This is a genomic window from Roseateles sp. GW821-FHT02E12 (assembly GCF_059421665.1).
Map to the genome: position 1 here is coordinate 768,492 of NZ_JBWKVK010000002.1, position 13,147 is coordinate 781,638.

Here is a 13,147-nt window from a genome sequence, read left to right on the forward strand (position 1 = left end):
CATCATCGTCGCTCAGTCGACGAGGGCCGCTTCCTTCAGGAAGCGGGACGGGCGCTGCGGGTCGAAGGTCATCGTGAGGCGGCGCTTGGCGCGCGTCATCGCGACGTACAGCAGGTTGCGGTTCTCCGTCGACCCGTCGCCGAACTCGCCTTTGGAGAGGTGAGGGATGAGCACGTGGTCGAACTCCAGGCCTTTGGCGGCCTCGATGCTGGACAGCACCACGCGTTCGCTGGCGCGCAAGCCGCGGCGCGTCCCGTCCATCGCCGAGAACATGCGGAAGGCGCCGTCCACCCCGGCGTCCTCGTCAACGGCGAGGCGGTGCAACTGCGTGACGTTGTCGGCTACCTGGGCGGCCTCTTCCTTGCGCACGAACACGCGGGTGGCGAGCTTCAGGGGGTCCAGCGCGTTCAGGAAGGAGGCTTCGAAGGCGTCGAAGTCGTTGTTGCGCAGGATGGCTAGCGCCGCATCCAACTGCCGCCTTGCTGCCGGGTCGGCGCTGCGCAGCACGTGGCCCTCGATGAAAGCCTGCGTGGAGTCCAGTTGGGCCGAGGCCTCTGCGACGGCGGCGCGCTGGGCCGCATGGCTGTCCAGGTGTCGCAGCTCCAGGCTGTCGACCTTGGCGCCGGAGAACATCAGCAGGGCGTCCAGCAGCCGCGCGCGCTGCGTTGCGTCCTCGAAGCCCGTGTAGTCGTGGCGCGCGTGGGCGTACAGGCCGCGCACCAGCAGCGTCTCGGGGCGCTCCAGGTAGGGCGCGAAGTCCACCGAGCCGTAGGGCACGGCGAGGCGCAGCAACTCGTGCTCGATCAACACCGACTGCGCGGGATGGCGCAACAGCACGCGCAGACTGGTGAGCGCCTGCTGCTGGTGGTGGGCCTGCGCTTGGCGAGCGACGAACTCGGCGGAGAGGCGCGAGGTTTCGCAGCGCTCAAGCCGGATATCGGTGCGCAGCGCCTCGTCCGCCGCGTAGGGCTTGCGGGCGAGCGCCCCCATGTGCCGCGCGAGCTGGGGGCTGAAGCGGCGGCTTTGCGTGAGCGGCAGCACTTGCGGCGTACCGATCTCGGCCCTGAAGTGCTCACCCATGAAGCCGGCCTCGGCGCCGGTCTGCGAGTGGATGACCTGGTCGCGGTCGCCCACGCCCACGAAGGCCGCGCGAGGGTTGGCGGCCAGCACCGCCTTGAGCACGGTGAAGGCGGCGCGGTTCACGTCGTGCATTTCGTCGACGCAGATCAGCGAGAGGCTCAGGTCGAGTGTGTCGTCGCTGGCGGCGATCTCGCCGGTGGTCAGCAGGCGGGCGAGATCGTAGGTGCCGTCGCCGTCGAACCGGTACTCGGGGTGGTCGGGGTGGCCGCCTTTGCGGATGAACTCGTAGCAGGGCCACACCCGCATCGTGAAGTAGCCGAAGCCCAACTCGTCGGCCAGCGCGGGCGTCACGCGATCCTCCGGGTCCAGGTGCTCCACCACCATGCGGCCTTTGAGCACGTCGAAGGACTTGAGCAGACCCTCCACAAGGTCGCCGGGCATGGCGTTGTTCATCAGCTCGTCGGAGTGGGGCTCCTCGGGTGCCGACTGGGCACGCTCGATGGCACGCACCACAAACGGCTTCACCTGCTCGTGCAATGCGAGGGTGCGCGTCTTGGCGCCTTCGAAGGTGGCCAGCACCGCGAGGCTGAAGGCCTCGAAGGTCTGGATGCGCAACTGCTGCGCGGTGGCCTTGGGCACGCCGATGTGAGCCAACCGCTCCCGCAGGGCCTCGACGGCCGGAGCTGTTGACGTGAGCGCCAGCACGGTCTCGGGCGGCGCACCGCGTTGCAGGGCCTGGGCGATGCGCAGGGCCAGCGTGGTGGTCTTGGCCGCGCCGGCATTGGCCTCGACAAGCAGCAGTCGGCTCCTCAGCAGCTGGATGGCGAGTTGCTCGTCACTCGGCGTGATGTGGGTGGGCTGGAAGGGGGCGTCGCTCATGACGCGGATTGGACCGCAGATGCGAGCTGGTCCCCCGAGCCATCGTTACTTCACAGTGGCCCACTTCGCCTGCGGTGCATCGTTGGCCGAGTGCGGGATCGTCAAGCCGGCCTTCATGGCCCACGGCCGCACCTGGTGGTGGATGGGGATGAAGAGAAACTCGTCGCGCGTGCGCTTCAAGGCCTCCTGCATCAGCGCCAGGCGCTTGGGCACGTCGGTCTCGACCTTCATCTGCTGCACCAGGGCGTCCACCTTGGCGTCGCTGACGCGTGAGTAGTTGCCCTTGCCGTCGGCACTGGCGGTCTTGGTGTGCACGATGTCCTGCAGCGTGTACTGCGCATCAAACGTCGTCACACCCCAGCCGTACATGTACAGGGGCAGCTCAAAGCGCTGCATCGCTGCCGAGTGCTGGGTCATGGGCTGGGTCGACAGCTTGGCCTTGATGCCCACGCGCGCCCACATCGACACCACGGCCTGGCAGATTTCCTCGTCGTTGACGTAGCGGTCGTTCGGGCAGGCCAGCGGCACGTCGAAGCCATCGGCGTAGCCGGCTTCGGTCAGCAGCTGCTTGGCGCGTGCGACGTCGGCCTTCTGCACCGCGTCCAGCTCCTGCGACCAACCGTAGGCCACCGGCGCCACCATGATGGCCGCCGGGATGGACAGGCCACGCATCAGGCTGCGCTTGATGGCGTCGCGGTCGATGGCCAGGCTCATCGCCTCACGCACGCGCTTGTCCTTGAACGGGTTCTTGCCCTTCACGCTGCTGCCCTTGATCTCGTCGCTGCCCAGGTCCAGTGCGAAGAAGATGGTGCGGTTCTCGGGCCCGTCGATGACCTTCAGGCGCGGGTCGGCCTTGAGCTTGGCGACGTCCTGCGGCGGCAGGTCGGTCAGCAGGTCCAGGTCGCCCGACAGCAGCGCGGCCACGCGGGTCGCGTCTGACTTGATCGGCAGGTAGGTCACCTCGCTGATGTTGCCCTTGGGCTTGTCCCACCAGTCCTTGTTGGCCACCATCGTGATCTTCTGGTCGGGCGTCCAGCCGGTGATCTTGAACGGGCCGGTGCCGTTGGCGTTGCGCGAGGCGTAGGTGTCTTCCTTGGCCTTGAAGTCCTGCGGGTTCTCCGAACGGTTCTTGGCCGCCCAGGCCTTGCTGAGCATGCGCACATAGGTCAGGTTGCGCGCCAGCACGGGGTTGGGGCCTTCGAGGATGAAGTCCACCGTGTAGTCGTCGATCTTCTTCACCTCCTTGATGCCGGAGGCGTAGATGACCATGTTGCTGGCCGGATGCTTGATGCGCTGCAGGCTGAAGACGACGTCATCGGCCGTGAAGGGCGTGCCGTCGTGGAACTTCACGCCGCGGCGCAGGTCGAAGCGGAGCTGCGTCGGCGTGATGTAGGTCCATTTCGTCGCCAGCGCGGGCTCGACGTCGAACTTCTCGGTGTAGCGGGTCAGGCCTTCGTAGGCATAGCCCGTGATCGTCGATGTGGCGGAATGGTTCTGCGAGTGCGGATCCAGCGTCTGGATGTCGTTCTGCGCGGCCCAGCGCAGCGGGTTTGCGCCGGCGAGGCCGGTAGCCAACAGCAGGGCGGCGGCGAGTGTCGTGAGCTTCTTCATTTGACGGTGGTGTAGCGAGCTTCGAAGTAGTCGTTGGAGCGGTGGATAGTGTCCACGCCCGGCTTCATGGCCCAGGGTCGGATCTGGTGATGGATGGGGATGAAGAGGGATTCGTCGCGGATGCGCAGCAGCGCCTCCTTGATGAGGGCGTTGCGCTTGGGTACGTCGGGTTCGAACTTGATCTTCTGGATCAGGCCGTCGAGCGTCGTGTCGCTGACCTTGCCGAAGTTGAAGTTGCCGTCGGCGCCGTTGGTGCGCGTGTGGCCCCAGGCCTGCATCGCGTACAGCGCGTCATAGGTCGACACGCCCCAGCCCAGCATGTAGAAGGGCGACTCGCCGCGCTGGAAGGTCTGGCTGTGCGTGGCGAAAGGCGCCGCGATGAGGCGCACCTTGATGCCGATCTTGGCCCACATCGACACCGCCGCCTGGCAGACCTGCTCGTCGTTGACGTAGCGGTTGTTGGGGCAGTGCAGCGGCACCTCGAAGCCCTGCGGGTAACCGGCCTCGGCCAGCAGCTTGCGGGCCTTGTCGAGGTCGGGCTTGATGGCCGCGTCCAGCGAGGCGTCGTAGCCGTTGACGCCGGGCGGCACCATCAACGCTGCCGGCACCGACAGGCCGCGCATGATGCTGCGCTTGATGGCGTCGCGGTCCAGCGCCAGGTTCAGCGCCTCGCGCACCTTCTTGTCCTTGAAGGGGTTCTTGCCCTTCACGCTCGACTCGCGCAACTCCTCGCTGCCCTGGTCCATGACGAAGAAGATGGTGCGGATCTCCGCGCCTTCCAGCAGCTTGACCTTGCCCTCTTCCTTGAGCTTGAAGAAGTCCTGCGGCGGCAGGTCGGTGACGAGGTCGACGTCGCCGGACAGCAGGGCCGCGACCCGCGTCGGTGGAGACTTGATCGGCAGATAGCTCAGCTCGGTCACGTTGCCCGGGTTTTTGTCCCACCAGTCCTTGTTGGCCACCATCTTGACGACCTGGTCGGGTTGCCAGATCACCAGCTTGTAGGGTCCGGTGCCGTTCGCGTTGCGGCTCGCGAAGTTCTCTTCCTTGGCCTTGTAGTCCTGCGTGTTGGTCGTGTTGTTCTTGGTGGCCCACACCTTGCTCATGATGGGGAAGCTGATGATGTTCTGCAGCAGCATCGGCGTCGGCGCCTCCAGCAGCAGGTCGACCGTGTAGTCGTCGATCTTCTTCACTTCCTTGATGCCGGACACATAGGTCTGCTTGGTGCCCTGCGGCTGCGTGATGCGGCCGAAGCTGAAGACCACGTCGTCCGCCGTGAACGGCGAACCGTCATGGAACTTGACGCCCTTGCGCAGATCGAAGCGCACCTGGGTCTGCGAGAGATAGGTCCACTTGGTGGCGAGCGACGGCTCGGGCCGGTATTCCTTGCTCAGGCGCGTCAGGCCCTCGTAGATGTGGGTGCCGATGGCGTTGGAGGTGTTGTGGTCCTGCGAGTGCGGGTCCAGCGTCAGGATGTCGTTCTGGGCGGCCCAGCGCAGCGGGTTGGCGGTGGCCGCCCCGAGCGTCAGCGCGGCTAGCAGGGGCAGGAGTCGGAGCAGGGATTTCATGCGGCTTCCTTGGGGTCGGCAGAAGCCAAAAATACTAGCTGCGACTTGGGATGCTCCGGCTAGGGCTTGCCCGTGGCTTCTAGTGAGCAATCGCAACCGACGCCGGCGGCGATCCAGCGTTTCACCAGCCAGCCACGCAGGCCGCTCGGTTGCGCTGCTAGCGCGCCGCACACATAGCGTGCGCCGTCCCAGCGCAGTGCGACGCATGCACCTTTGAGGCGCCGGCTCAGGATGACGCCCAGCGGGCAGGGCTCCGCCAGGCAGCAGACGCCGCAGCCATTGCAGGTTTCGCCGAGCGCCGGCTTGGGCGGCGCGTCGGGGTGGATTTCAATGATCCGTGGTTGAGCCATCCGGCAGGAACTCCTCCATCGCTTTCGCCACATCATGGCCGCCGCGTGCATGCAGCGCCTCGGCCGCGCCGCGGATGTCGCGGGCCTCCTTGTTCTGGCTCAGCTTGCGCTTGCCCTCCAGGCGCTCGATGCTCACCTCGATGCCCACGATGACGGTCAGCAGGTGGTCGATGAAGTCCTTGGGCGCGTCGCCCATCTTCCACGGCGTGGGCTCCTGCGCCTCGTGCCTGCGCGTGAGCCGCCCCACCAGCCCGCGCACGAAGCGCTCGTCGTCGACGATGCGCAGCCGCCCGTGGGCGTGCACGACCTCGTAGTTCCACGTGGGCACCTGCTTGTGCGCCTCGTGCTTGCTGGGGTACCAGCTTGGCGAGATGTAGGCCTCGGGGCCGCGGAACACCACCATGACCGGCGCACCGTCCTTCACCAGGCGCCACACCGGGTTGTTGCGGGCCACGTGAGCGCGCAGCACGCCGTGCTCGCCTTCCTCGGCGGCCAGCTCGAACGGGATGTGGTTGGCGTCCAGCCCCTCGGCCGTGTGCGTCACCAGCATGCCCAGCGGGTGCGCGCGCAGCAGCGCGTGCAGCACGTCGGGGCGGGTCTCTTTGTAATGGTCGGGCACGTACATGGCGGGGCGAGAGAAGTGGACAGGGATGCGCCACTATGCGCCCGGTGTGGTCTTGTGAGAAGCTCCAGTTTCATGAAAAACCACTGGTCCAGTTGGCTGTGAGCGATCCGGAACCTCGCGCCAGCCGGGCGCGCGAACTCTACGAGGAGCTCAAGGCCCGCATCCGCGACGGCACGCACGCGCCGGGGCAGCTGCTGCCGTCCACGCGCGCCTGCGCGGCGGAGCGCGGCCTGTCGCGAACGACGGTCAGCGCCGTCTACGAGCAGCTGGCGGCCGAGGGCTTCATCGAGACGCGGCTGGGAGCGGCAAGCCGGGTGGCCGCTGGTGCCCGCGGCCCGGCCGGGATAGCGCCGCAGTCGCCCGGCCCGGCGGCGGCACCACGCCTGTCGTCGCTGGGCGAGCGGCTGCAGCAGCGCCCGGTGTTCGACTTCAACAGCCCGCCGCCCCGCGCCATCGACTTTGCCTACGGGCCGCTGTCGTGCGGCGACTTTCCTGCGCTGCTGTGGCGCAAGGCGGTGCGCGCGACCGAGAGCGCGACCGACGCGCGGATGACCTATCGCGACCCGCGGGGCGACCTGAGCCTGCGCCGTGCCCTGCAGGGTTATCTGGCCCGCTCGCGCGGCATTGCCAGCAGCGTGGAGCAGTTGGTGGTGGCCAACGGCTCGCAGCAGGTGCTGGACCTGTGCGCGCGGCTGCTGCTGGACGCGGGTGACGCCGTCGCCGTGGAGGACCCCGGCTACGGCATGGCCAATCGCGCCTTCGAGGCCGCCGGGGCGCGGCTGGCGGGCGTGCCAGTGGACGATCATGGCCTCGTCACCGACGCATTGCCGCGCGCGGCGACGCGGCTGGCCTATGTGACACCCACCCACCAGTTCCCGCTCGGCGGCTTCCTGCCCATGGCGCGCCGCCACGCGCTGCTGGCCTGGGCCCAGGCCCAGGGCGCCTGGGTCATCGAGGATGACTACGACGCGGAATACCGCCATGCCATCCGCCCCGAGCTGACGCTGCGGTCGCTGGACGCGCACGACCGCGTCATCTACGTCGGCACCTTCTCCAAGACGCTGTCGCCCGAACTGCGCCTGGGCTATGCCGTGCTGCCGAGCTGCCTGATCGGGCCGTTCGCCCAGGTCCGCCAGTTGGCCGACCGTCACGCACCCACCGGCCCGCAACGGGCACTCGCCCGCCTCATCGCGGACGGCGGCTACGAGCGCCACGTGCGCCGCATGCGTCGTGCTCAGGAGGTGCGACGCACGGCGCTGCTGGACGAACTGGCACGCCATCTGCCCGGGCGGGTGAGGGTGCAGGGCAGCGCAAGCGGGCTGCACGTCGTCGTGTGGTTCGACGAGGTGCCGGCGGCGCGCGAGGCGGAGCTGGTCGAGGCCGCGAGGCGCGCGGGCGTGTGGGTTTATCCGCTCGGGCCGCTCTATCTGGCGCCTGCCGCGGCCGAGCCGGGCTGCGCGGCGGGGCTGGTCATGGGTTATGCGCTGCTGGGCGTGGACGAGATCACACAGGGTGTGCGCAAGCTGGCTGCGGTGCTGGATGCCACGCCAGGCCTGACTCGTTAGGGGGCGGAGGGCTTGCTGCGATGGCGAGGGGCCCGGCTGCCGATGGGCAAGAAGAAAGGGCGCCCACGGCGCCCTTTTATGCATGAACGAGCGTTCGCCTCAGGTCTTCACACCCAGCTCACGCAGCCGTTCGTCGAGATAGGCCTGGGCGGTGTAGCGGTCGCTCAGCACCACGTTGTCGCGCGGATGCAGGAACAGCGGCAGCGACACGCGGCTCTTCTTCGCGCCTTCGCCGGTCGGGTTGACGACGCGGTGCTGCGTGGACGGGTAGTAGCCCTCGGAGGCTTCCTGCAGCATGTCGCCGATGTTGATGGTCAGGGTGCCGAAGTCGCAGGGCACGTCGTGCCACGCGTTATCGGTGCCCAGCACCTGCAAGCCCGGCTCGTTGGCGGCGGGCAGGATGGTCAGCAGGTTGATGTCGCCATGCGCCGCGGCGCGGATGGAGCCCAGCGGCTCTTCGCCCGTCAGCGGCGGGTAGCGCAGCACGCGCAGCAGCGTCTTGGTGCTGCCCTGGATCATGTTGGACAGCGGCTCGCGATATTTCGCGGCGATCTCGGGTGGCGTGTAGCGCTCCACCCAGCTCAGCAGCTCTTCCGCCAGCGCGTTGGCTTCGCGGTAGTAGGTGAGGGCGTCTTCCTTCAACTGCTCCGGGATGCGGCCCCAGGGGTAGATGTGGAAGTACTCCTTGATGTCCTTCTGCTTGGAACCCTTCGCGGTTTCGGAGATCTCGGTAGAGAAATAACCGTCCTGCGTTTCCTTCGAGAACGCGAAACCATGCTTGGCCTCGCTGTTGAAGAAGGCCAGCCAGTCGGCGTAGATCTTCTCGACCAGGGCCTGGCGAATCGGGTGGTTGGTCAGCACGCCGAAGCCGGTTTCGTGCAGGGAGCGGGTGAACTTTTCGGCTGCATCCGCAGCGCGGTAGTCGACGACCTGGACTTGCATGGGGAATCCTTGTTGTCCCGTGGCGCAGCCATTCAATCGCGGGGCTGTCGCGGGCGGTAAGTTTACGAGTTAGTCAACTTTTGCAAACCTCAATCGGTGAACTTTGTCGCAACCCGCAGGCCTTCGCGGGCAAACCCGAAGTGCTAGAGTTCGCGCCCTGAGACGTAAACCAGTCCTTCCCGTCCCTTTTGCTGGCAACAGCGAAGGTGGGTCGCAATCCGCCAACCGGTCGAGCCGTGTCGCGGAAGGTTCTTCAACCAGCCAACTCCCTGGAAGCCGGGGCATGAGGTGAGCGAAAGATGATGCAGCAATACAGGTCCAACTCCTACCTGTTCGGCGGAAACGCGCCGTATGTGGAGGAGATGTACGAGGCCTACCTCGACAACCCCGGTTCCGTCCCCGACAACTGGCGCGCCTATTTCGACGCGCTGCAGCATGTCCCGGCGGTCGACGGCAGCGAGGCCCGCGACGTGGCCCATGCGCCGGTCGTCGAATCCTTCGCCCAGCGCGCCAAGGCCAATGCCTTCGCCAACAAGGCTTCCAGCGCCGATCTGGCCGTTGCCCGCAAGCAGGTACACGTCCAGTCGCTGATCGCGGCCTACCGCTTCATCGGCAACCGCTGGGCCGAGCTGGACCCGCTCAAGCGCGCCGAGCGCCCCAAGATCCCCGAACTCGACCCCGCGTTCTACGACCTGACCGAGTCCGACATGGACATCTCGTTCAGCGCCGTGAACAGCTATTTCGGCGGCGAGACGATGACGCTGCGCCAGATCGTGCAGGCCCTGCGCGAGACCTACTGCGGCTCCATCGGCTCCGAGTTCATGCACGGCTCCGACCCGGCCGAGAAGCGCTGGTGGCAGGAGCGGCTGGAGAAGGCGCGCGGCAAGCCGACCTTCACGGCCGACGAGAAGAAGCACATCCTCGACCGCCTGACCGCGGCCGAAGGCCTGGAGCGCTACCTGCACACCCGGTACGTCGGCCAGAAGCGCTTCTCGCTGGAAGGTGGCGAGAGCTTCATCGCGGCGATGGACGAGGTGATCCAGCGCGGCGGTGAACGCGGTGTGCAGGAAATCGTCATCGGCATGGCCCACCGCGGCCGCCTGAACGTGCTGGTCAACACGCTGGGCAAGATGCCCGCCGACCTGTTCGCCGAGTTCGAGCACAAGGCCGCCGAGGACCTGCCGGCCGGCGACGTGAAGTACCACCAGGGCTTCAGCTCCGACGTGTCCACGTCGGGCGGCCCGGTGCACTTGAGCCTGGCCTTCAACCCGTCCCACCTCGAAATCGTCAACCCGGTCGTCGAAGGCAGCGTGCGCGCCCGCCAGGACCGCCGTGGCGACAGCGTCGGCGCCCAGGTGCTGCCGGTGCTCGTGCACGGTGACGCGGCCTTCGGTGGCCAGGGTGTCGTGCAGGAAACGCTGGCGATGGCCCAGACCCGTGGCTACCGCACGGGCGGCACGGTTCACATCGTCATCAACAACCAGATCGGCTTCACCACCAGCGACCCGCGCGACCTGCGCTCGACCTGGTACTGCTCCGACGTCGTCAAGATGATCGAGGCTCCGGTGCTGCACGTGAACGGCGACGATCCCGAAGCGGTCGTGTGGGCCACGCAGCTCTGCATGGACTACCGCGCCGAGTTCCACAAGGACGTCGTCCTGGACATCGTCTGCTTCCGCAAGCTGGGCCACAACGAGCAGGACACGCCGGCCCTGACCCAGCCGATGATGTACAAGAAGATCGCTGCCCACCCCGGCACGCGCAAGGTCTACGGCGACAAGCTGGTGGCGCAGAACGTGCTGCCGGCCGAAGGCCCGGACGACATGGTCAAGGCCTACCGTGCCGCCATGGACGAAGGCCGCCACACGGTCGACCCCGTGCTGACCAACTTCAAGAGCAAGTTCGCGACCGACTGGTCACCCTTCCTCGGCAAGAAGTGGACGGACAACTGCGACACCGCCATCCCCGTGGCCGAGTGGAAGCGCCTGGCCGAGAAGCTGACGACCATCCCCAAGGACTTCGCCGCCCACAACCTGGTGCAGAAGCTCTACGGCGACCGCGCCGCGATGGGCCGGGGTGAGGTCAACGTCGACTGGGGCATGGGCGAGTCCATGGCCTTCGCGTCGCTGGTGGCGTCGGGCTACCCGGTGCGCCTGTCCGGCGAGGACAGCGGCCGTGGCACCTTCACCCACCGCCATGCGGTCATGCACGACCAGAACCGCGCGAACTGGGACGACGGCACCTACATCCCGCTGCAGAACGTGGCTGAAGGCCAGGCTCCGTTCACCGTCATCGACTCCATCCTCAGCGAGGAGGCGGTGCTGGGCTTCGAGTACGGCTATGCCGCTGCCGAACCCAACACGCTGACCATCTGGGAAGCGCAGTTCGGCGACTTCGTGAACGGCGCGCAAGTCGTCATCGACCAGTTCATCGCTTCCGGCGAAGTGAAGTGGGGCCGCTCCAACGGCCTGACGATGATGCTGCCGCACGGCTACGAAGGCCAAGGCCCCGAGCACAGCTCGGCGCGCCTGGAGCGCTTCATGCAGCTGGCCGCGGACAACAACATGCAGATCGTGCAGCCCACCAACGCCGCGCAGATCTTCCACGTGCTGCGCCGCCAGATGCTGCGCATGTTCCGCAAGCCCTTGGTCATCATGACGCCCAAGAGCCTGCTGCGCGCCAAGGACGCGACCTCGCCGCTGGTCGACTTCACCAAGGGCGAGTTCAAGACCGTCATCGGTGAACAGGACGCGACGCTGAACGCCGAGAAGGTCAAGCGCGTCATCGTCTGCTCGGGCAAGGTCTATTACGACCTGGTGCGGGCGCGTGCCGAGAAGAAGTCTGCCGACGTGGCCGTTGTGCGCGTCGAGCAGCTCTACCCCTTCCCGCACAAGGCCTTCGCGGCCGAGCTCAAGAAGTACCCGAACGCCACCGACATCGTCTGGTGCCAGGACGAGCCGCAGAACCAGGGCGCCTGGTTCTTCGTGCAGCACTATGTGCACGAGAACATGACGGAAGGCCAGAAGCTCGGCTACGCCGGCCGCCCGGCCAGCGCCAGCCCGGCCTGCGGCTACGCCCACCTGCACCAGGAGCAGCAGAAGGCGCTGCTGGATCAGGCGTTCGCCAAGCTCAAGGGCTTCATCCTCACCAAATAAGACCGCACCGCGCAGCGCCACTTCCACGGCGCTGCGCTCGTTCGCGCCTGTACCGCATCACACCGAATAAAGAACACGGAGCCTCACATCATGGCCATCGTTGACGTCCAAGTTCCCCAGTTTTCCGAATCCGTTTCCGAGGGCACGCTGCTGACCTGGAAGAAGAAGCCCGGCGAAGCCATCACCATCGACGAGACCCTCGTCGAGATCGAGACCGACAAGGTCGTGCTCGAAGTGCCCGCACCCGCCTCCGGCGTGCTGGGTGAGGTCCTGGTCGCTGACGGCAGCACCGTCACCAGCCAGCAATTGCTCGCCAAGATCGACACCGAAGGCAAGGCCGGCGCTGCCGCCCCGGCGCCTGCTGCTGCCGCGCCCGCAACCGCGCCCGCGCTCGCAACCGCCGCCGCACCCGCGGCTGCCACCGGTGGCAACAAGGGTGACGTGGCCATGCCCGCCGCCGCCAAGATCCTGGCCGAGAAGGGCCTGGCTGCCACCGACGTGCCTGGCTCCGGCAAGGACGGCCGCGTCACCAAGGGCGACGCCCTCGGCGCCGCTGCGAAGCCTGCCGCCGTTGCCGCCCCGCTGGTGGTGCCCGCTTCGCCCGCCGTGGCCAAGCCGCTGCCGGCCGTTGCCGCACCGGCTCAGCAGAACCTGGGTGACCGCCCCGAGCAGCGCGTGCCCATGACCCGCCTGCGCGCCCGCATCGCCGAGCGCCTGGTGCAGTCGCAGTCCACCAACGCCATCCTGACCACCTTCAACGAAGTCAACATGGCCCCGGTCATGGAGATGCGCAAGAAGTTCCTGGAGAAGTTCGAGAAGGAACACGGCGTCAAGCTCGGCTTCATGAGCTTCTTCGTCAAGGCAGCCGTCGCGGCGCTGAAGAAGTACCCGATCATCAACGCGTCGGTCGATGGCAACGACATCGTCTATCACGGCTACTTCGACATCGGCATCGCCGTCGGCTCGCCGCGCGGCCTCGTCGTGCCGGTGCTGCGCAATGTCGACCAGATGAGCTTCGCCGACATCGAGAAGAAGATCGCCGAGTTCGGCCAGAAGGCCAAGGACGGCAAGCTGTCCATCGACGACCTGACCGGTGGCACCTTCTCCATCTCCAACGGCGGCACCTTCGGCTCGATGCTGTCCACGCCCATCATCAACCCGCCCCAGTCGGCCATCCTGGGCGTTCACGCCACCAAGGACCGCGCCGTCGTCGAGAACGGCCAGGTCGTGGTGCGCCCGATCAACTACCTCGCCATGTCGTATGACCACCGCATCATCGACGGCCGCGAAGCCGTGCTGGGCCTGGTCACGATGAAGGAAGCGCTGGAAGACCCGGCCCGCCTGCTGTTCGACATCTAAGCCCAGGAACGAATCA

General features: G+C 67.0%; 9 protein-coding genes. 3 read left to right on the forward strand and 6 right to left on the reverse strand.

Annotation, left to right across the window (positions count from 1 at the left end; translation table 11 throughout):
* Window positions 1–12: 12 nt before the first annotated feature.
* The 5 genes from AC07V5_RS14325 to AC07V5_RS14345 are packed head-to-tail and all read right to left on the reverse strand — an operon-like array spanning window position 13 to window position 6,110.
* Window positions 13–1,959, reverse strand: coding sequence for a 3'-5' exonuclease (locus tag AC07V5_RS14325; RefSeq protein ID WP_495116344.1), 1,947 nt, complete (start codon window positions 1,957–1,959; stop codon window positions 13–15).
* 45 nt (window positions 1,960–2,004) lie between these two features.
* Window positions 2,005–3,570: an ABC transporter substrate-binding protein gene (locus AC07V5_RS14330; RefSeq protein ID WP_495116345.1), complete on the reverse strand. Its 1,566-nt coding sequence runs from the start codon at window positions 3,568–3,570 to the stop codon at window positions 2,005–2,007.
* Window positions 3,567–5,135, reverse strand: a complete 1,569-nt coding sequence (locus AC07V5_RS14335) for an ABC transporter substrate-binding protein (RefSeq protein WP_495116346.1) — start codon at window positions 5,133–5,135, stop codon at window positions 3,567–3,569. The genes AC07V5_RS14330 and AC07V5_RS14335 overlap by 4 nt, the downstream gene beginning before the upstream one ends.
* Window positions 5,136–5,194: 59 nt before the next feature.
* Window positions 5,195–5,485 carry a hypothetical protein gene (locus AC07V5_RS14340; protein WP_495116347.1) on the reverse strand — a complete coding sequence of 97 codons (291 nt, stop codon included), beginning with the start codon at window positions 5,483–5,485 and terminating at the stop codon, window positions 5,195–5,197.
* A complete protein-coding gene (locus AC07V5_RS14345; protein ID WP_495116348.1) occupies window positions 5,463–6,110 on the reverse strand; it encodes an FMN-binding negative transcriptional regulator in 648 nt (215 codons plus the stop codon). Before AC07V5_RS14345 ends, AC07V5_RS14340 begins: the two co-directional genes overlap by 23 nt.
* Before the next feature lie 98 nt (window positions 6,111–6,208).
* On the opposite strand from AC07V5_RS14345, the gene pdxR reads away from it, so the two are divergent.
* Window positions 6,209–7,675: a MocR-like pyridoxine biosynthesis transcription factor PdxR gene (gene pdxR / locus AC07V5_RS14350; protein ID WP_495116349.1), complete on the forward strand. Its 1,467-nt coding sequence runs from the start codon at window positions 6,209–6,211 to the stop codon at window positions 7,673–7,675.
* Between the two features lie 99 nt (window positions 7,676–7,774).
* Here the strand turns inward: pdxR and AC07V5_RS14355 are convergent, their stop codons facing one another.
* A complete protein-coding gene (locus AC07V5_RS14355) occupies window positions 7,775–8,617 on the reverse strand; it encodes a 2OG-Fe(II) oxygenase family protein (protein WP_495116350.1) in 843 nt (280 codons plus the stop codon).
* Window positions 8,618–8,916: 299 nt separating this feature from the next.
* On the opposite strand from AC07V5_RS14355, the gene AC07V5_RS14360 reads away from it, so the two are divergent.
* Both AC07V5_RS14360 and odhB read left to right on the forward strand, forming a co-directional pair.
* A complete protein-coding gene (locus tag AC07V5_RS14360) occupies window positions 8,917–11,772 on the forward strand; it encodes a 2-oxoglutarate dehydrogenase E1 component (protein ID WP_495116351.1) in 2,856 nt (951 codons plus the stop codon).
* A 90-nt stretch (window positions 11,773–11,862) separates the two neighbouring features.
* Window positions 11,863–13,131, forward strand: coding sequence for a 2-oxoglutarate dehydrogenase complex dihydrolipoyllysine-residue succinyltransferase (gene odhB, locus AC07V5_RS14365; RefSeq protein WP_495116352.1), 1,269 nt, complete (start codon window positions 11,863–11,865; stop codon window positions 13,129–13,131).
* Window positions 13,132–13,147: the final 16 nt, after the last annotated feature.